We start from the raw sequence: 18,401 nt of genomic DNA on the forward strand, positions 1-18,401 counted from the left end.
TGATCGACGTACTGGCCACCGGGGTGACCCTGCGCCGCGGCGAGGACTTCCTCGGGCACCTCAAGAAGATCAAGGACAGCCTCAAGGATACCCGCTACCCGGCCAGCACCAGGCAGCCTTAACGCCATCCCTCATGGCGCCTGTTCCCTTGGCATCTTGCCATTCCCGTACCAAGCCTTTCCATTGGCGGCCCCGCCTCACCGATTCCGGAGCCGCCCCATGCGCCGCATTGCCCTTGCCGCCGCCGCCTTCGCCCTGTTTGCCCAGGGCGCGAGTGCCGAGACCTTCCACTTCACCGCCATTCCCGACGAGGACCAGGCGCGCCTGGTGGAGCGCTTCGGCAAGGTCGCCGACTACCTCGAGGAGCGCCTCGGCGTCGAGGTGGAGTACGTGCCGGTGAAGTCCTAAAGCGCCGCGGTCACCGCCTTTCGCAACGACCAGGTGCAGCTGGCCTGGTTAGGCGGCCTCTCCGGCGTCCAGCGCCAGCGGGTGGCCATCGGCCTGCGCTCTACCAGGAGCGCGACATCTTCCTCGGCGACGAGCCCGTGGCCAGCGTCGACCCCCACCAGGCGCTGCGCCTGCTGGCGCCCTTCGCGGATCTGGCCATCCACACCCGGGACCCCTGGGCGGAGCTGGACCGCATGGCCATGGGCATGGCCTGGCGATCCCCTATGCCGGCATCTTCGCCAAGGTCTATGCGGAGATCCTCGAGCAGACGTCCCGTGCGCACCGCGATGCCCTTCCACCGGGCACCGGACGCCTGTTGCGCTTCGTCTATGCCGAGCTGCCGCTGGTCTGGGCGCAACTGCTCGCCTACACCCGCTACCGCTTCGAGTGCGCCCTGCGCGCCAGCGTGCTGCTGGGCTTCGTGGGGCTGCCTACCCTGGGCTTCCACCTGGAGACCGCCTTCCGCGAGGGCCGCTACCACGAGGCGGGCGCGCTGATGTGGCTCTTCTACCTGCTGATCGCCAGCCTGCACTGGTGGAGCCACCGGCGGCTGATCCCGGTGCTGCTGATCGGCGGCATCTGGCTGCTGGGCCCCTGGCCTAGCGTGGATAGGGCCCTGGTGTGGCGCTTCGTCAGCGAGGACATCTAGCCGCCGGCGCTGCTGGCCGGCGACTGGGCGGGCCTGGTCGAATGGTTTTCGCGCATTCCGGACCCGGGACCCGCAATCGGCAACACCCTGATGCTGGGGCTGCTGGGCAGCGTGGGAGCGCTGGTAGTGGCCATGGTGCTGTGGCCACTGGCCTGCCGCCATTTCGGCAACCCCGGCACCCGGCTCGTCGGGCACGGCCTGCTGATCGTCCTGCGCTCCACCCCGGAGTTGATGCTGGCGTTTCTTTTCCTGCTGCTGCTCGGGCCCTCGCTGCTACCGGCCTGGTTGGCGCTGGCGCTGCACAACGGGGCGCTGATCGCCTTCCTGGTGGCGCGCCACGCCGATGCCCTGACGCCCGGCATGCCCGGCATGCCCGGCATGCCCGGGCTGCCGGCCTCCGGCCGCTATGCCTACGAACTGCTGCCGCGGCTCTATCCGGGGGTGCTGGCGCTGCTCTACTACCGCGCCGAGGTGATCCTGCGCGAGACGGCGATCCTCGGGATACTGGGGGTGGCGACGCTCGGCTTCTACATCGAGGAGGGGTTCGACTACCGGATGTTCGACGTGGCCTTCTTCCTGCTGCTGGTGACGGCGATGCTGAACATCACCGTGGATGCCTTATCGCGGCGGCTGCGGCCGCGAGAGGGGGCCGTTCTGGACGACCCCTGCGCCCGCTAGGCGCTCTTTTCAGTGGCTGGAATGACTGCTCGCCAAGGTACCGTGACGGTAAACGGCACCCCACCTCTGTCTCAGCTTCCCGGAGGCACCGCCATCAATCCAGCCAGGGAGAACAACATTCCGCTGATCGCAAAGACTGAACAGAACGCCCAATGGAACCAGTTCCGGCCAGTACGGTTGCGCTTTACGGCTTGGGTCACGCTGATGTAGCTGAACAGCGCTGACAGAATCACCAACCAGAGCATGGGAAATTCTCCTGATGGCAGCGACAGACCCGGCCAGTCACGGGCAGGGTGGATTCGGCGAGGATTGCATCAGAGACCAAACAGGTCTGCCTTGGGTGGCATGCCAACCTCTTCGACCACCGCATACACGCTGTCAAGCAGCTCGCGAGAGGGATACTGGCCGTCGCAGGCTTCCAGGAGGGCCTCCACCTGAGTGACGCTGTTGCCGCTGGCAACCAGCGAGGTCACGGCCTCGTGGGCAAGAGCAAACTTCAGCGCGTAGCGGGTCCAGGGTTCGTTCGGCTCACCGATGCGCTCGCGGATCTTGTCGAGAAGGGCATAGCGGGAATCCCAGCCCGAACGGAGCTTGAGGTCAGTCTCGTGCAGGCCCCGACGATCGATGCGCTTGTCGGTCAACATACCCTGCAGCAGAGGACGAATGGCCAAAAAGCCCTTGCCCTCGCGCTTGAGCCGGTCGAGGAGTGGCAGGGCCTCCGGCTCGAGGAGGTTGAAGAAGTGGGCCACTCCATCATAGGCGCCGGTATCGAGCGCCGCCGTGGCATATCCCATGGTGTGGGGAAATGTAATCAGATGCCCGACCTTTCCCTCCTGCCTTAGCGCCTCGAAGGTCTCACGAAGTGAGTCCAGCATGTCGGGGAGAGCGTCAATCCGGCGGCGATCCCCGGATTCGGCATAGGCTTCCGCCTTGGGTACATGGGGACCACGCTGGAGATGCTGAACGATGGCTATGCGGTCGGTATGCAAGTCACGCAGGGAGTCCTCTACGCTCTGACGCAACACCTTGGGGTCAAACTCGCCCTCCTCATAGTCCGGGCTCGTCATCTTGATGACGTGGTGGATCTCCTTGCGTTTCGGATGTCGGACCAGGATATCGCTGAGCATCCAGCGAGTGCCGTAGTCGCCACTGGAGTGGATGCAGTTCACCCCCCCGGCCAGTGCCGCCTCCAGCGCGCGACGCCCCTCCCGATTCTGTGCCTCTTCCTGCTCACGGTCACGAGACTCGGTGAGGGTGACGTGAGAGGCGGTGCTGGTGAATCGCATGGCACCGAAACAAATTTCCGATAGCTTGAGGTCGGTATTTCCGAACTGCCTGTAGCGCATCATTACCTCGATCTTGTAGTTGTGCAGGGACGAGAGGAAAGACCGACACTGGCCGGCTGTTCAGCGGGATTGGTTGAGATATTTGTAGACCGTGCTGCGAGACACCCCAATCTCCCGCGCCACCTTCGACACGTTGTAGAAGTGCTGTTCGCAGGCCCGCTGGATTCGCTCGGCCAACAGCCGCTGCCTGGTCTGGCGCGTGGGTTGCCCTACCTCCGGAAAAGAGAACACCGCAGCCGACTGCTCCGGGGAGGAGCACGATCCAGAGCCAGCCGGCACCGGCGAGGAGCAGCGCGAATCGGGAATACCGATCAGGTCGGCCATCTCGAAGGTGATCTGAACCTCCCTGCGGGTGATTTTTTCACCGTCGTTGAGCACAACCATACGGGTGAGAAAATTGCGCAGTTCGCGGATATTGCCCGGCCAGTCGTAGCGCAGCAGCTCGTCCAGCCCGCACCGGGTCAGCTTCACCCCGGGATCAACCTTGGCGAGAATATGTCGGGCCAGATCCGCGAAGTCGGAGCGCTCGCGAATGTTCGGTAGCTGGATCGAGATGGTACTGAGGCGGTAGAACAGGTCAGAGCGGAAGACACCAGACTGCACGGCCGCCTGGAGGTTGGCATTGGTCGCCGCCACCACCTGGATATCCACCTTGATGTCCCGGGTGCCTCCTACCGGGCGGTAGCGACGGTTGTCGAGCACCCGCAGCAGTTTCACCTGGGTAGCAAGCGGCAGTTCGCCCAGTTCATCCAGGAAGATGGTGCCACCGTGGGCCTGATGAAAAAGGCCGTCGGCCCCTCCCTTGCGCGAGCCAGTGAAGGCGCCGTCCACGTAGCCGAACAGTTCTGCCTCCACCAGGTTTTCCGGTATGGCACCGCAATTGACCGGCACGAAATCTCCGGCGCGCTCGCTCGCCCGGTGAATATACTTGGCGAAGACCTCCTTGCCGGTCCCCGTCTCCCCGGTGATCAGGATAGGGAGTGAGCGTTTCACGGCGTTAGTGAGGTACTGGAGACGCTCGATAAGCTGGGGGTCGTTGGCCACGAAACGGGAGCCATCACAGGGATCGTGCGAAGCGGACTCGACGGAGCGGGCGGCGGCATGCTCATCGGAAGTCTCCTCGTTGAGCGCGACCGATGGTTCTGTCCCCGAGTGGGGCTGAAGGATATGGGTCGTCTGCAGGCGGTTGGTATTCTCGATGGTAAGGAAATAGTGGCTCCCCACATGGTCTGCCACCATTACTTCTCCTTCTGCCAACACTCGGTCTATCACCTTGCCGAAGGGAGTGGTGAAGAGGTCATTGAAGTGGCTGCCCTCCGCAAGGCGAAGGCCATCCAGAATGAACAGGGCCTGACGGTTGGCGGCCAGCAACTGTCCATCGGTATTCAGCGCAATCAATCCGGCACTCACCGTATAGCGGTACTCGCGACGGCTGTGAAAGGAGAGAATCAACTGGTCCTGATATTGCTCGCGGAAATACCCCATCTCAATGGTCTTGGCCGAGAAGTTCACCAGCGCCAGTGTGTGGGGCGGCCGCGGGCAGGAGTCCGATGAGGCGTCAAGAATGGCGATGATGCGCCCGGCGGGGTCAAAGACCGGCGCCGCCGCGCAGGTCAGGGTCTTGTAGCGGTCCAGGTAATGTTCGCCGGCGTGGACCAGCACCGGATGCTGGACCAGTGCACAGGTGCCCAAAGCGTTGGTGCCCTGCAGGGACTCACGCCACAGTGAACCGAGACGAATATTGCGCTCCCGGGCCACTCGTTTGAAGTCTTGATCGGCCCTGGCGTCCATGATCAGGCCGTTCTCGTTGCCCAGCGCAACGGCAAAGCGGGTGCCTGAAATCTGGCCGTAGAGAAGGTCTAGCTCGGCTCGGGCAATACGACGAATGACCTCAAGACGCTCCCGCTCCTGTCGAAGCTCGGTCTGGCTGACGTAGTCCAACTCGGGCTGATCGCCGGCCTGAAGACCGGCCATACTGCAACGTGACCAGGAATGCTGGATCAGCTCCTCCTGTGACAAACTCCTTGCCACCGAAGCTGTCAGATTTTCCGTTGCGCCTCTCGTAATGGTGGATAACCGCTGGCTATCATCCGCGAAAAGCATGGCGAACTCCTCCCGCCTGGGCCACAGGGGAACCCTGAATTCCCAGAATGATTATTATTATCATTTAACATCACTGATATGATCCTGTTTGAGATCAGTAAACCATGCGAAATGCAAGCTTGTCCAATGTAGGATATTAGCTACACGTCACGTCATCCATCAGGCTCAGGGGGACCGTTCAGCGCGACGGCATAGGCGCGCAGTCCCCCTCGGTTCCCACCGAAAAGACGTCATACTCGCGAACGCCAAATTCGCGCTGGCCGGTGATACCGACCCAGCCGTTGGCGCCCACGCTGGCGGGTTCGATATCCTCCACCTCGTAGTGCCACCAGTCCGGCTCTGCCTCACCGTCTCGCCACGCCCGGGCCTTGACCTGCAGTGCGTCGCCGACCGCATCGACACGAACACGCAGCCAGCACCAGGCGTTGGGTTCCCAGGGAAAGAAACTCTCTCCCCAGATTCTGGCTACGCCGTGGGGCCGCTCGGGGCCCTTACTGGCCTCACCGTCCGGGCTGTAGACGAGCAGGAAGAGCGTCTGACGAAGCTCGAGCTTGGGCGCTTCATGTTCCGCCAGGGTATGATTGGCGCCCTTGAAAAACTCGCAGGTCACGCCATGCTCCGTGCCACGCACAGCCTCGCCGTCGCCTCGCACGATGACACCGAACCGGGAGTCGCCGCTGGTGCTGCGCATTCGGGTCAGCACCTCATGACGGGAGGCCCCTCGCGGTACTCGCTCCCAGGCCCAGGCACGACGGTTATTGGCATCGATACTATGCCTCAGCACCCTGCCACCGATGGCATCCGGGGCTTCCTGCACTTCGAGGCGGTGCTCACCGGGCATCCAGGCATCTCGCCAGTCGGCCGGTGGTTCGCCGGTCGGATAGTCGGAAAAATCCGTGAAATATTGCGCCATGGCTTGAGTATCCTATGGTTGGAAGGCAAAAACCGGGTGTAAGAAAACCCGCCACCGCTAGGATCACGCGATGGCGGGCTAGGCTCAGAAAACCCATCGAACGAATGCCGGGGAATCATCACCTCAAGTCGCATCGAACTCGGCGATGAAGCGATCGATCTCGTCATCGCCGACATCCGCCTCGGCAATGATGCCGAACAGGGCGCCCACCTTGATCTCGTCACCCTCCTTGGCCAACTGGCGTCGCAGCAGGCCACTGGCCGGTGCCTCGAAGATATTGTTGATCTTCTCGGTTTCGATATCGACGATCTCGTCGCCGCGGGTCACTTCGGCTCCCTCCTCGACGTGCCAGGTGGAAATGCAGCCTTCCTGCATCGACAGGCCCCACTTGGGCAGCGTCAAGGCATTGATTCGCTCCGCCATCAGGCACCTCCCATCAGTGAACGGGCCGTATCACGAATCCGCTCGACCGAGGGAATGTAGTGAACCTCCAGAGCCGGTGAGAACGGCACCGGTGTATGAGGGGGCGAGACCAGGCGAATCGGCCCCTTGAGGGCATCGAAGGCCTGCTCGGCCACCAGCGCCGAGATATCGGTGCCGACGTTGCAGCGGGGAGATGCTTCGTCGACCACCACCAGTCGACCGGTGCGCCGCACGCTGGCAAGTATCGCCTCCTCATCCAACGGCGAGGTGGTGCGCGGGTCGAGCACCGTGCAGTGAATGCCGTCCTCAGCGAGTTGGTCGGCCGCCTCGTTGGCCAGCTTGACCATTCGCCCCAGGGCTACGATGGTCACGTCATCCCCCTCGCGGGTGAGGTTCGCCTCACCGAAGGGAATTGTATAGGGCTCATCGGGAACTTCGCCCTTGTCGTCGTACATGAACTTGTGTTCGAAAAAGATCACCGGATCGTCGTCGCGGATCGCCTGGGTCAGCAGCCCCTTGGCTTCGTAGGGAGAGGACGGGATCACCACCTTGATACCCGGCACATGGGTGAAGATGGGATACAGGCACTGGCTATGCTGCGCCGCAGCACTCAGGCCAGCGCCGTACATGGTACGAATCACCATGGGTGTCTTGACCTTGCCGCCGAACATGTAGCGGAACTTCGCCGCCTGGTTCAGCACCTGATCGAAACAGGTTCCCATGAAGTCGACAAACATCAGCTCGGCGACGGGACGCGTGCCGGTAGCCGCGGCACCTGCCGCCGCCCCGATATAGGCCATCTCGCTGATCGGCGTGTCGATGACGCGCTCGGCGCCGAATTCCGGCGCCAGTCCCTTGGTCACCCCGAGCACACCGCCCCAGGCATCCTGGTCACCCGGTGCACCCGTACCGCCGACGATATCCTCACCGATCATGAAGACGGTGGGGTCGCGGCGCATCTCGTCGCGCAGTGCCTCATTGATCGCTTGGCGAAAACTTTTCCTGGACATGGGCTCCCCCTCAATAGGATACGTAGACATCGGTGTGGAGATCCGCTTCACGAGGCGACTCGGCCTGGCGGGCATCCTGCACAGACTGTTCGATGAGCGCGGCAATCTCCGCGTCAATCTTCTCGAGGTCCGCTTCAGCGATATCATGCTTGGCGGTCAAATCGGCGCGGAAGCGAACCATGCAGTCCTTGGTCTCCTTGACCTTGTCCATCTCACCTTTGCCACGATAGGTCGTGGCATCACCCTCGAAGTGGCCGTAATAGCGATAGAGCTTGATATGCAGGAGCTGGGGTCCCTCACCCTTACGCGCTTTATCGATCGCCTCACCCGCTGCCTGGTGAACGTCGAAGAAGTCGAAGCCATCCACCAGGGTGGTAGGAATATCGAAGCCCGCGGCGCGCTTGGTCATGCTGCCCGCCACGGACCAGTTGGTAGCGGTTGCCTGAGCATACTCGTTGTCCTCGATGGCGAAGATCACCGGCAGGTTGAAGACCTTGGCCATGTTCATGGCTTCCATGGTCGAGCCTTCATTGATGGAGCCATCGCCCAGGAAAGCGACCACCACCCCATTGGTGTTCAGCATCCGGGCGCTGAATGCCGCGCCACAGGCCAGGGGCGGGCCACCGCCGACGATGCCGTTAGCGCCCATCATGCCCTTGTCGAGATCGGCGATGTGCATGGAACCGCCCTTGCCCAGGCACAGGCCGGTTCGCTTACCATACAGCTCCGCCATCATGGCAGGAACGTCGCAGCCCTTGGCGATGGCATGGCCATGGCCGCGATGGGTACTGGTAATGTAATCCGCATCGTTGAGATGCAGGCAGATACCGACGCCGGAGGCTTCCTCACCCGCATAGAGGTGAGCGAAGCCGGGGATCTCTCCCCTGGCAAAGACCTCATGCACCTTCTCCTCGAAGGCACGAATGGTGGCCATGCTCCGGTAAGCGGTCAGCAGGGTGTCTCTTGCGAGATGCATACGACTTCCTCTTGTTGACACCACCCCAACGGGGTGGCGCTCTTGTTAACAGCCGTGGCATCAGGGATGCAGACATCAGGCCGTTTCCGGCATCTCCCTGAGTTCCAGCTTGTAGCCCGTGGGATCGACGGCAAAGGCGATGCGCATACCATTCTGCATGGTCTTGGGCGTGAGCGAGAACTCGACACCACGCGACTTCCACTCCTCGTAAGCGTCATCAACACTGACCACGTCGAAGGCCATGTGACCGTAACCATCGCCAAGATCATAGGAACGGCCATCATGGTTGTAGGTCAGTTCGATCTCGTGGCCACTCTTGGGATCGCGAAGGAAGGCAATGGTGGCATCGTTGCCAGGCAGGTCCTCCTTGGACACGAGTTCCAGACCGATCTTCTGGGTGTAGAAGTCGATGGATTCATCGAGGTCCTCCACACGAATCATGGTATGTACGAGTCGCATAAGATCTCCTTGAAGGCGATGTCGACCTTTCCTGATAGAAAGGGCTTATTTGATATTCTCGTTGGCCCACTTCTTGTGCACGGCCAGAGCCATCAGGCGGCGATCACGCCACTGCTGACGGGCCTTGTGCTGGTCCATGGGCACGCGCTCGCGGAAACTCTTGTCGATGTAATCCAGTAAGGGGCCGGCCCAGGGCACGAGATCGCGCTGCTCCATGGCAATGTTGCGGTTCATGGTCTCGTACTTCTCGGCGTACTCGCGGAAGCCGTTGGGCGCGTTCAGGTCGCCGACTTCCAGCGGGCCGATGAACGACCAGCGCTGACTGATGCCTTCCGACATCGCCTTGTCCACGTCCTCAGGCGATACGACACCCATGGCGACCAGCCGAAAGGCTTCCTGAAGGATCGGCGACTGGAAGCGGTTCATGATGAAGCCGGTGACCTCCTTGTGCAGGGTGATGGGTGACATGCCCATCGCTTCCAGCCGCACGCGGGTCTTCTGGGTCACCTCGGGATCGGTCCAGGGGGCCGGAACCAGCTCGAGAATGGTGACCACATAGGGTGGGTTGGTGGGGTGGACGATCATGCAGCGATGACGGCCTTCAAGATCCTCGGTGAACTTGGACGTTACGATCGAGGAGGAGGAACTGGCCAACACCGCATCCTTGGGCGCGATCTTGTCCAGCTTGGCAAAGAGGTCGCGCTTCACCTCCAGGACCTCCGGCGCATTTTCCTGGACATGGATGGCCCCTTCGACGGCCTCCTCCATAGTCTTGACCGGAATCATACGGCTCATCACGTCGTCGGTGGTGCGGTCATTGAGCAGACCGTTCTTCTCCAGGTCGGCCACCGTCTCGCGCATCAGCGGGATCGCTGCTTCCGCCACACCCTCAATGGGGTCATAGAGGGTGACCTCGTATCCCCCGCGCGAGAAGCAGATGGCAAAGGCACGCCCGATAATGCCGCTTCCGATCATTGCTACGCGTTCCGCCATGATTATTCTCCTTTAGTCTGTTGTCTGTCTTTAGGTTGTTCGACGTTTCGGATCCAATCAACGATTCACGACCCTCGGATCCAGCAGGGTGTAGAGCATGTCGGCCAGCAGGTTCAAGCCAATATACAGGGCGGCCACAGTGGTCAGGCCTGCCGCCACCACCGGGATATCCAGCATTCGGATGGAATCCATCAGCAGGCGACCGAAACCGGGCCAGGCGAAGACCGATTCGATGACCATCGAGCCCGCGAGTATCCAGCCGAACTGCAGGGCATACAGCGTGATGTAGGGAATCAGGGCATTGCGCAGGGCATGCACATAGATAACCTTTTTTTCACTCAATCCCTTGGCGCGCGCGGTGCGAACATAATCCTCGTTGATGACCTCGAGCACCGTGGAACGCATCATTCTTGTCAGGTAGGCCATGGGCATCAATGACAGGATGACCATGGGCATCAGGATGTAGCGCGCCTGCTCCAGAATCGGTGAACCGGGATCGGCGCGCCCAGAGGACGGCAGAATGCCGAGCGTCGAGGAGAAAAACAGGATCGCCATGATGCCGACCCAGAAGTTGGGTGCCGCCTGACCGACCAACGCCAGGAAACGTGCCACATAGTCGATCCATGAATTGCGATGCACCGCACTGATGACGCCGACGGGAATCGACACGATGGCGGCAAGTAGCATCGCTGGAAGCGCAAGCTCGGCCGAGCGAAGCAGGCGTTCCCCGATGATCGGTACCACATCGGTACGATGCCGGTAGGAAACACCAAAGTCACCCTGAGCGGCACTGCCGATGAAATCGAGATACTGAACAATCATGGGACGATCGAAGCCGAGGTTCCTGCGATATTCCTCGAGCACGGCCGGAGACGCATCGGGCCCCACATACATCATGGCGGGATCACCGATCACGAACAGCATAAGAAAGGCAAGGGTCAGGGCCGCCGCGATGACGATCAGACCCTGGAGAATACGATTGAGCAGATAGAACATTGAGGGCGCTCCCCGAGAGACTACATGAGCGATCAGTAGCGACCGACCGACGCCTGTCGGCCGGTCGCGGCTGATTTACTCCTTGACGTAGATGGAAGCCCAGTCCTCGAGCAGCATCGAAGGATGGGGGTAATAGCCACCGATGCGCTCATTGACACCCATGGGAATCGGCATCAGGTAGGTGTAGAGCCAGGGTGGATCCTCGTGGAGGATTTCCTGCATGGCATAGTTCAGCTCCTGGCGACGATCCGCGTCGATGGTGACGACCAGTTCGCTGTACATGTCCTCCCACTCCTGGTAACGATCGCTGTAGGTCGCCCAGTGGGTGGAATTGGTCTGGCGTCCATTATGTACCGCCCACATGTCGGTCTCGGGTGTATTCTCGGCGGCTGACCAGGCGAACGCATGTACGCTGAGGGTTCGCTGTGCCCAGCGCTCACGCACCACGCTCCAGTCGAGCTGGCGGACTTCGCCGACATTGACGCCGATGGCCTGCCAATACGCCGCGGCAATCTCGGCGTAGTTGAAGGACTCCGGAGTCATGACATCGATGGTATCGATGGTGAAGCCGTCCGGATAACCGGCCTCGGCCAGCAGTTCCATGGCCTTTTCGAGATCGAAAGGAAAGGGGTCCAAGTTCGGATTGTCATTGGGCGCGTTGACCACATTGACCATCTGCAGGTCCTGGTTGCCGAAGGCCAGGGCATCAACCATCTCTTCACGGTCGATGGCATAGTTGAGGGCCTGACGGACGCGCGGGTCACGAAGCTCCTCGTACATGTCCATGTTGAAACCAAGCATGCCACGCACAAGACTCGGCGCAACGATGGTGGTGACGCCATCGGCTCGCTCGGCCGTCTCGACCAGATCAGGGCGCAGGCGGACAAAATCAACATTCTTGTCAATCAGCTCGGCCAGAGCCGTTGATTCCTCGGGAATATTGCGGAATACCAATTGCTGGATGTTAGCCTCTTCCGGCCAGCCCCAGTAATCGTCATTGCGATCCAGGATAAGCCGATCATCCGCGCGATACTCGTTGAACTTGTAGGGGCCGGTACCCATCGGATTCAGGCGCATGTCATCGATGGATCCGATCGCCTCGTAGTGACCGGGTTCCATGATGAAGGCGCCATTGCGAGACAGGCGCTCCGGCAAGATGGGAACCGGCTCGGTGGTGTGAATGATCACTTCATGATCATTAACGATTTCCACATGATCGATGGGCACATCGAGGAACTTGTCACCACTCGGGAACCCTTCCTGGAAGGGACGCTCGATACTCCACTTCACGGCCTCAGCAGTGAAAGGCACGCCGTTGTGGAAGGTCACCCCTTCACGTAACTTGAACCACCAGGCATTCTCGTTTCCCTCAACAGGACCCCACTCGGTGGCCAAGGCAGAACGCAAGCCGCTCTTCTCGCCGTCGGGTGCGCGGGCATCGAAATCCCAGACCAGCGGCTCGAACATAGCCTTCGAAACCATCTGCTCTGAATAGTTGACGTTCATGACCGGGTCACCGAAGACATCTATGGTCTCATAGAGAACATAGGTGACGGTGTTGGCTTGAACGGCGCCGGCAATGGCCGTAAGGGCGAAGGCCGGCAAGATTCCATGGCGTAATAAGTTTATTGGCTTTTTCATCATGCACTCCGGTTTCATTGTATTTTTGGAAACTACGTTTACTGCCTTACCTCCTATTCCGCCTTGACATCGAAGTGATCCCTCACCCAATCCCCGAGAAGATTGAAGGCAAGGACGGTGAAGGTGATCGCCAATCCAGGGAAGAGGGCGAACCACCAGTTGCGCAGCATGACGTCACGCGCGTCAGAGATCATGTTACCCCAGGTGGGAATGGCCGGCGGGATGCCCAGGCCGAAGAAGCTCAGTGATGCCTCGTAGTAGATGGCGATAGCCAGGGTGAAACTGGCCACGACCAGCATGGAGGCCAGCGCATTGGGCAACACGTGTTTGAAGATCAGACGTAAATTGCTCGCGCCCAGCGCCCTCGAAGCCTGGACATATTCCGTCTCGCGCACCTTGATGACTTCAGAGCGCACTATGCGCGCATAGTAGGCCCATTGCGTCAGGGCAATGACGAAGATCAGCTCCATGACACCGGAGCCAATCAACGACATGACGATCAGGCCGATCATCAGGCTGGGAAAGGCGAGCTGGAGATCAGCCAGGCGCATGATGACCGCATCCATCCAGCGGCCGAAGAAGCCGCTGATCAGTCCCATGAAGACACCGACGAGGCCGCTTACGATGACCGCCGACACGGCGACCACGATGGTCATCTGAGAGGCGAAGATGAGACGACTGAGGATGTCGCGCCCCAGCGCATCGGTGCCAAGCAGATACATCGGGTTTGAATTCGCGTCCGTCCAGACGGGCCACAGCATGCGGTTTCGGATGTCGATCCCTTGAGGGTCGTGGGGCGCGATCCACTGAGCTGAAAGAGCAATTATAACCATCAGAAGCAGGAAGATCGCCGATATGAATGCCGCCTTGGAGCGGTACAGCGAGCGCATCGCATCCTTCCAGACGCTGCGCTTCGCCACGACCTCCTGCACATCCTTGCTGTCCGTTAAGCGCGCGGTTGAAACGGTATTTGTTGTCATCTTGTTAACTCCATGGATCCAGCTATCTCAGCGATGAATGCAGGCATTGAAGTGTCCGGGACTCTTCTCTTCCAGAGGCGGCACGACCTTCGCGCACTCGTCGGTGGCGATCGGGCAGCGGGTGCGAAAGACACAGCCGGAAGGCGGGTTGATGGGGCTCGGGATATCACCCTTGAGAATGATGCGTGTCTTGTCATCGCGTCGGCGGGGATCGGGAATGGGCATCGCCGAGAGCAGCGACTGGGTATAGGGATGCAACGGATTGGTATAGAGCTTGTCGGCGGGCGCCATCTCCATGACCTTGCCCAGGTAGAGCACGATCACCTTGTCGCAGGCGTGCTCGACTACCCCCAGATCGTGGGAGATCATCAGCATGGAGAAGTTGTACTCCTCCTTGAGATCCTGAAGCAGGTTCAGAACCTGCGCCTGAACCGAGACATCCAGCGCGGAAACCGGTTCGTCGGCTACCAGTAGCTGTGGGCTAACCGCCAGCGCACGGGCAATGCCTATCCGCTGACGCTGACCACCCGAGAACTCATGAGGATGGCGATTGACGTGGGCCGCTCCCAGCCCGACGGTCTCCAACAGCTTGGCAATGCGCTCATTTCGCTCGGCCATGCTGTACATGCGATGCACGTCGAGGCCTTCGCGGATGATCGGTCCCACCTTCATGCGTGGGTTAAGGCTGCCATAGGGGTCCTGGAAGATGATCTGGATCGCCTTGCGCATGGCCATAAGCTGCTTGCCCTCAGCCGTCGCCACATCGGTATCGCCGAACTGCATGCTGCCTGAGGTCGGGTCAATCAGGCGCATGATCATCCGCCCGATAGTGGTCTTGCCCGAGCCGGATTCGCCCACGAGGCCAACCACCTCGCCCTTCTTGACGGTGAAGGAGACATCGTCAACGGCCTTCACCACACGCTGGTTCTTCTTGAAAAAGGTCTTGCCGACCGGAAAATATTTCTTCAGGTGGGAGACGCGCAATATGATGTCATCAGGCAAGGAAGCCTTCACGTTGTCCTGTGCTACTGCGGTGTTAGTCATGATCAGAATCTCCCCGCCTTGGCTTCATTCTCGATTTCCTGCCACCGCACACACCGCACGCGGTGATCGCCACCGATCGTTTCCAGCGGTGGGACTTTCTTCGTGCAGATGTCCTTTGCATAGCGACAGCGTGGCTCGAAGCTACACCCGGGCGGGAGATTGAGCGGACTGGGCACGTTGCCGGGAATCGCCACCAGGCGTTCCTTCTTGCCTTTCTTGTCACCCGCCCAGGAGGGAATAGAGTTGAGTAGGCCTTGGGTGTAGGGCATGGTGGGTCGTTCGTAGATTTCGAAGACGCCTGACTCCTCCACGGCACGGCCGGTGTACATCACCACCACGCGATCGGCCATCTCAGCGACTACTGCCAGGTCGTGGGTGATGAACAGGATGCTGGTGCCGATCTCCTTCTGCAGGTTGCGCATCAGATCGAGAATCTGGGCCTGGATGGTCACATCCAGTGCCGTGGTCGGCTCGTCGGCGATCAGCAACCTTGGGTTGCAAGAGAGGGCAATGGCGATCATCACGCGCTGGCGCATCCCGCCAGAGAGCTGGTGGGGATACTCCTTGGCTCGCTGGGCCGGCTCGGGAATGCTGACCAGGTCCAGCATCTCGATGGCCTTCTTCCAGGCGGCCTTCTTGTCGAGCTTCTGGTGCAGGGCCACCGCCTCGGCGATCTGATAACCGCAGGTGAATACCGGATTGAGGCTGGTCATCGGCTCCTGGAAGATCATCGAGATGCGATTACCACGCAGGGTCTGGCGCTTCTGCTTCTCCATCTTGACCAGGTCATCGCCTTCGAACAGCATCTCGCCTCCGGCGACATAGCCCTTGCCCTTCGGCAACAGATCCATGATCGCCAGGCTGGTGACCGACTTGCCCGAGCCAGACTCGCCGACCACGGCCAGGGTCTCTCCCTCGTTGATATCGAAGCTGACACCGTCCACCGCCGGGACAATGCCGTCGTCAGTCTTGAAGTGGACCTTCAGGTCCTTGACGCTGAGAAGCGGTTTGTTAGCTGTCATCAGAAAGGGCTCTCACTAGCAAAAAAATGGTGGTGACCCGCCGGGGCAGGCCACAGATAAAGGCTAGGGAATCAGGACGGCTCGTCCTGGCACTCTTCCGTGATGCAGATCATGAAGCGCCTTGTTGGCGTCCTTGAGGGCGTACTCGCGAGTGGCCAGTTCCACGGCCCCCCGGTCGGCCAGGGCCATCAGCTCGACCAATTCCGGATAGGTGCCCACGAGATTGCCGATGATGCTCTTCTCGGTGACGATCAGGTCAATGGTGGGAATCTCGATCTTGCCGCCGTAACCGATCACGTAATAGCTTCCGTTGGCACGGGTCATGGCCAGGCCCTTGCTCACCGCATCGCCCTCGCCAACGAAGTCGAGCACCGCCTCGGCACCGTGGCCGTTGGTCAACGACATCACCGCATCGACCTCACCGCCGTCGGCCTTGATGGCATGGTGGGCACCGCCGGCCTCGGCCAGTTTCAGGGCACTCTCGGCACGATCGATAGCGATGATCTCGGCACCACACAGGGCCGCCAGAACCTGCACCCCGATATGACCCAGACCGCCCACTCCCAGGACCACCACCTTCTGGCCCGGCACCAGATGCCCGGCGGCCTTCTTGGCCGCGTGATAGGCGGTCAGGCCGGCATCGGTGTAGGGGGCAACGTCCTTGGGAGCCAGGCTGGTAGGCAGCTTTATCAGCGCCCGCTCATTGGTATGGAGGTAATCGGCATAGCCACCCTGGGCATTGATGCCCGGAAAGCTGCTGTCTTCAGCATGCATGTCGTTGCCGCGCCGACAGGCGAGGCAGTGACCGTTGGTGGCCAGCGGGTGGCAGATCACCGAGTCGCCAGGCTTGACACTGGTGACGCCAGAACCGACCTCCTCCACCCAGCCGGCGTTCTCGTGTCCCATCACGAAGGGCAGGTCAATCGGCGAATGCTCCCGCCAGATCCCTTCGATGATATGCAGATCGGTGCGACATACCCCTGCACCCCCAATCCTGACGATCACATCATCGGGCTTCTCGATCTTGGGGTCCGGCCAATCTTCGTAGGTGACCAGTTCCTGGCGTTCGACCTTCTCGTCATAGGCATGAAGCACCGCTGCTTTCATGGTCTATCTCCTTGTCGTTGTGATTGTTATCGAGTGGGGCACGGTGGCTGTGGCACCTCGTGATGGCCTCTCGCCATGTCACGCGCTTATCAATGTTTGCCCATTACCTCGCAAGAGCCATGCCATGTGCTTTTATTCAATGGGTTAGGGGTTATCACTTCTCTTATGGTGTCGTTAAGTGCGAACCATGGACATCAGCTGGTAGTCAAAGCTGAACAATTCTGAACAACACTCGAAGTGACGACACTTCACTGCTCGACCACCCGAGTCGGCGCGCCGCCTTGCCAGGCCACGATATTCTCGACCAACTGACCGACGATACGCTGTCGCGCTTCCCGGGCGCCCCAGGCGGAGTGCGGCGTGACGATCAGGTTGGGCAGCGGCTCGACCAAAAGGGGACTGTCCTGTGCCGGTGGCTCACCATCCACGACATCGATGCCGGCACCACCAATCACGCCGTGCCTCAGGGCATCAGCCAGGGCGCGTTCGTCGATGAGCCCCCCGCGAGCCGTGTTGATTACCAGAGCCGTCGGTTTCATCGCGGCCATTTCCTTTTCACCAATCAGGTGACGCGTCGACTCGGTCAGTGGGCAATGAAGGCTGATCACATCAGCCCGAGGCAGCAGCGTCTCGAGGGGCTCACGATTCCCGTCTGTCTCGGCGCCCGGCCGTGCTGCCACCTTCACGGTCATGCCTAGGGCGCTGCCCAACTCGGCCACGCGCCCGCCCAAGGTACCAAGCCCCACGATCACTAGCGTCTTCCCGGCCAGTTCCTGGATCGGGTAGTCGAGCAGGCAGAATTGTGAACTGCGGTGCCAATCTCCCCTGGCCACCCCTTGGTGGTAGTCGATCAGGCGCGTAGAGAGCGCCAGCATAAGACACAGAGCATGCTGGGCAACCGAGTCAGTTCCATAGCCACGGCTGTTGCACACCGTGATACCCAGATCATGACAGGCTTGAAGGTCGATGTTGTTGGTCCCGGTGGCCACCACACAGATCATCCTGGGTGGATTGGCCGCCAAGGCCTGACGGTCCAGAACCACCTTGTTGACGATGACGATATCGTGTCCGCGGATTCTCTCGGCGACTTGTTTCGAGGTGGTCTGGGGGTAGCTCACCAGGGCGTCGACGACCTGCTCTACCGGAACCAGATCTAGGTCTCCCCTGTCCAGCGACTCTCGGTCAAGAAACACAGCACGCATGATTAACCCTCCATATGAAAGAGCTTTGGCAATAATCGGCACTTCGTGGACATCGCTGGCTTAATCGGCCAACGGAATATCTCTACTTACCTCACGGATCCTCGTCACCAGCGCATCGTCCAGGGACGGCCCCTCGATGGCTACCACAGCCTGTAGTGGCCAGATTCACTATGCCACTACACATGCGGGACGGTGGGTCTGCGTGGCCATGTTCGAAATCACCAAAATCACCGTGGATGCCTTATCGCGGCGGCTGCGGCCGCGAGAGGGGGCCGTTCTGGACGACCCCTGCGGCCGCTAGGCGCTTGCTTCAGTGGCCGCTAGGCGCTTGCTTCAGTGGCTGTACTCGCCGCCGATCACCAGGGCCGTGACGGTGATCTCCACCCTGAGCTCATCGGCGGGCATCGGTGCG

At 60.6% G+C, this 18,401-nt stretch carries 18 protein-coding genes and 2 pseudogenes; 4 read left to right on the top strand and 16 right to left on the bottom strand.

The features are described 5' to 3' along the window. From IBX53_RS09360 to IBX53_RS09375, 4 genes and pseudogenes are all read left to right on the top strand, one after another. Positions 1-122 (top strand): annotated as a pseudogene (locus IBX53_RS09360) (transcriptional regulator HexR); the annotation flags it as partial. A gap of 97 nt (positions 123-219) precedes the next feature. After that, a pseudogene (locus IBX53_RS09365) lies at positions 220-492 on the top strand (PhnD/SsuA/transferrin family substrate-binding protein); the annotation flags it as partial. Between the two features lie 271 nt (positions 493-763). Then, entirely contained in the window at positions 764-1,096 is a 333-nt protein-coding gene (locus tag IBX53_RS09370; RefSeq protein ID WP_290908390.1) for a hypothetical protein, read from the top strand. A gap of 90 nt (positions 1,097-1,186) precedes the next feature. Further along, on the top strand, positions 1,187-1,774 hold the full coding sequence (locus IBX53_RS09375) for an ABC transporter permease subunit (RefSeq protein WP_290908393.1): 588 nt from the start codon (positions 1,187-1,189) through the stop codon (positions 1,772-1,774). Between the two features lie 71 nt (positions 1,775-1,845). On the opposite strand, the gene IBX53_RS09380 is transcribed toward IBX53_RS09375, so the two are convergent. The 16 genes from IBX53_RS09380 to IBX53_RS09455 all read right to left on the bottom strand — a co-directional run bounded on the left by IBX53_RS09380 (position 1,846) and on the right by IBX53_RS09455 (position 17,989). Further along, positions 1,846-2,019 carry a hypothetical protein gene (locus tag IBX53_RS09380; protein ID WP_290908396.1) on the bottom strand — a complete coding sequence of 58 codons (174 nt, stop codon included), beginning with the start codon at positions 2,017-2,019 and terminating at the stop codon, positions 1,846-1,848. Between the two features lie 69 nt (positions 2,020-2,088). Then, positions 2,089-3,123 (bottom strand): aldo/keto reductase, encoded by a 1,035-nt coding sequence (locus tag IBX53_RS09385; protein ID WP_290908398.1) that lies wholly within the window; start codon positions 3,121-3,123, stop codon positions 2,089-2,091. 57 nt (positions 3,124-3,180) lie between these two features. Continuing rightward, a complete protein-coding gene (locus IBX53_RS09390) occupies positions 3,181-5,223 on the bottom strand; it encodes a sigma-54-dependent Fis family transcriptional regulator (RefSeq protein ID WP_290908401.1) in 2,043 nt (680 codons plus the stop codon). Positions 5,224-5,401: 178 nt separating this feature from the next. After that, positions 5,402-6,136, bottom strand: coding sequence for a hypothetical protein (locus IBX53_RS09395; RefSeq protein ID WP_290908404.1), 735 nt, complete (start codon positions 6,134-6,136; stop codon positions 5,402-5,404). Between the two features lie 123 nt (positions 6,137-6,259). Beyond that, on the bottom strand, positions 6,260-6,559 hold the full coding sequence (locus IBX53_RS09400) for a biotin/lipoyl-containing protein (RefSeq protein WP_290908407.1): 300 nt from the start codon (positions 6,557-6,559) through the stop codon (positions 6,260-6,262). Then, positions 6,559-7,569 carry an alpha-ketoacid dehydrogenase subunit beta gene (locus IBX53_RS09405; protein WP_290908411.1) on the bottom strand — a complete coding sequence of 337 codons (1,011 nt, stop codon included), beginning with the start codon at positions 7,567-7,569 and terminating at the stop codon, positions 6,559-6,561. The genes IBX53_RS09400 and IBX53_RS09405 overlap by 1 nt, the downstream gene beginning before the upstream one ends. Before the next feature lie 10 nt (positions 7,570-7,579). Next, positions 7,580-8,545: a thiamine pyrophosphate-dependent dehydrogenase E1 component subunit alpha gene (locus tag IBX53_RS09410; protein WP_290908413.1), complete on the bottom strand. Its 966-nt coding sequence runs from the start codon at positions 8,543-8,545 to the stop codon at positions 7,580-7,582. A gap of 75 nt (positions 8,546-8,620) precedes the next feature. Beyond that, complete coding sequence (locus IBX53_RS09415) at positions 8,621-9,004, bottom strand: VOC family protein (RefSeq protein ID WP_290908416.1); 384 nt, start codon at positions 9,002-9,004, stop codon at positions 8,621-8,623. Positions 9,005-9,049: 45 nt separating this feature from the next. Continuing rightward, positions 9,050-9,997 carry a 3-hydroxyacyl-CoA dehydrogenase gene (locus tag IBX53_RS09420; RefSeq protein ID WP_290908419.1) on the bottom strand — a complete coding sequence of 316 codons (948 nt, stop codon included), beginning with the start codon at positions 9,995-9,997 and terminating at the stop codon, positions 9,050-9,052. A 57-nt stretch (positions 9,998-10,054) separates the two neighbouring features. Then, entirely contained in the window at positions 10,055-10,993 is a 939-nt protein-coding gene (locus IBX53_RS09425; protein ID WP_290908422.1) for an ABC transporter permease, read from the bottom strand. A gap of 75 nt (positions 10,994-11,068) precedes the next feature. Continuing rightward, complete coding sequence (locus IBX53_RS09430; protein WP_290908424.1) at positions 11,069-12,634, bottom strand: ABC transporter substrate-binding protein; 1,566 nt, start codon at positions 12,632-12,634, stop codon at positions 11,069-11,071. Positions 12,635-12,687: 53 nt separating this feature from the next. Continuing rightward, a complete protein-coding gene (locus IBX53_RS09435) occupies positions 12,688-13,614 on the bottom strand; it encodes an ABC transporter permease (protein ID WP_290908428.1) in 927 nt (308 codons plus the stop codon). A gap of 27 nt (positions 13,615-13,641) precedes the next feature. Next, positions 13,642-14,616, bottom strand: coding sequence for an ABC transporter ATP-binding protein (locus IBX53_RS09440; RefSeq protein WP_367171551.1), 975 nt, complete (start codon positions 14,614-14,616; stop codon positions 13,642-13,644). Between the two features lie 44 nt (positions 14,617-14,660). Beyond that, entirely contained in the window at positions 14,661-15,680 is a 1,020-nt protein-coding gene (locus IBX53_RS09445; RefSeq protein ID WP_290908432.1) for an ABC transporter ATP-binding protein, read from the bottom strand. A gap of 63 nt (positions 15,681-15,743) precedes the next feature. Then, a complete protein-coding gene (locus IBX53_RS09450; protein ID WP_290908434.1) occupies positions 15,744-16,787 on the bottom strand; it encodes an NAD(P)-dependent alcohol dehydrogenase in 1,044 nt (347 codons plus the stop codon). Positions 16,788-17,035: 248 nt separating this feature from the next. Beyond that, positions 17,036-17,989, bottom strand: a complete 954-nt coding sequence (locus tag IBX53_RS09455) for a 2-hydroxyacid dehydrogenase (RefSeq protein WP_290908436.1) — start codon at positions 17,987-17,989, stop codon at positions 17,036-17,038. Positions 17,990-18,401: the final 412 nt, after the last annotated feature.

This window comes from Halomonas sp. (assembly GCF_014859505.1).
Taxonomy (GTDB): Bacteria; Pseudomonadota; Gammaproteobacteria; order Pseudomonadales; family Halomonadaceae; genus Halomonas.

What these genes read in the sequence shown, in the direction of transcription:
- IBX53_RS09375 (WP_290908393.1), top strand. Translation starts at nt 1,187, where the DNA reads ATGCTGGGGCTGCTGGGCAGCGTGGGAGCGCTGGTAGTGGCCATGGTG.
- IBX53_RS09380 (WP_290908396.1), bottom strand. Translation starts at nt 2,019, where the DNA reads ATGCTCTGGTTGGTGATTCTGTCAGCGCTGTTCAGCTACATCAGCGTG.
- IBX53_RS09385 (WP_290908398.1), bottom strand. Translation starts at nt 3,123, where the DNA reads ATGATGCGCTACAGGCAGTTCGGAAATACCGACCTCAAGCTATCGGAA.
- IBX53_RS09390 (WP_290908401.1), bottom strand. Translation starts at nt 5,223, where the DNA reads ATGCTTTTCGCGGATGATAGCCAGCGGTTATCCACCATTACGAGAGGC.
- IBX53_RS09395 (WP_290908404.1), bottom strand. Translation starts at nt 6,136, where the DNA reads ATGGCGCAATATTTCACGGATTTTTCCGACTATCCGACCGGCGAACCA.
- IBX53_RS09400 (WP_290908407.1), bottom strand. Translation starts at nt 6,559, where the DNA reads ATGGCGGAGCGAATCAATGCCTTGACGCTGCCCAAGTGGGGCCTGTCG.
- IBX53_RS09405 (WP_290908411.1), bottom strand. Translation starts at nt 7,569, where the DNA reads ATGTCCAGGAAAAGTTTTCGCCAAGCGATCAATGAGGCACTGCGCGAC.
- IBX53_RS09410 (WP_290908413.1), bottom strand. Translation starts at nt 8,545, where the DNA reads ATGCATCTCGCAAGAGACACCCTGCTGACCGCTTACCGGAGCATGGCC.
- IBX53_RS09415 (WP_290908416.1), bottom strand. Translation starts at nt 9,004, where the DNA reads ATGCGACTCGTACATACCATGATTCGTGTGGAGGACCTCGATGAATCC.
- IBX53_RS09420 (WP_290908419.1), bottom strand. Translation starts at nt 9,997, where the DNA reads ATGGCGGAACGCGTAGCAATGATCGGAAGCGGCATTATCGGGCGTGCC.
- IBX53_RS09425 (WP_290908422.1), bottom strand. Translation starts at nt 10,993, where the DNA reads ATGTTCTATCTGCTCAATCGTATTCTCCAGGGTCTGATCGTCATCGCG.
- IBX53_RS09430 (WP_290908424.1), bottom strand. Translation starts at nt 12,634, where the DNA reads ATGAAAAAGCCAATAAACTTATTACGCCATGGAATCTTGCCGGCCTTC.
- IBX53_RS09435 (WP_290908428.1), bottom strand. Translation starts at nt 13,614, where the DNA reads ATGACAACAAATACCGTTTCAACCGCGCGCTTAACGGACAGCAAGGAT.
- IBX53_RS09445 (WP_290908432.1), bottom strand. Translation starts at nt 15,680, where the DNA reads ATGACAGCTAACAAACCGCTTCTCAGCGTCAAGGACCTGAAGGTCCAC.
- IBX53_RS09450 (WP_290908434.1), bottom strand. Translation starts at nt 16,787, where the DNA reads ATGAAAGCAGCGGTGCTTCATGCCTATGACGAGAAGGTCGAACGCCAG.
- IBX53_RS09455 (WP_290908436.1), bottom strand. Translation starts at nt 17,989, where the DNA reads ATGCGTGCTGTGTTTCTTGACCGAGAGTCGCTGGACAGGGGAGACCTA.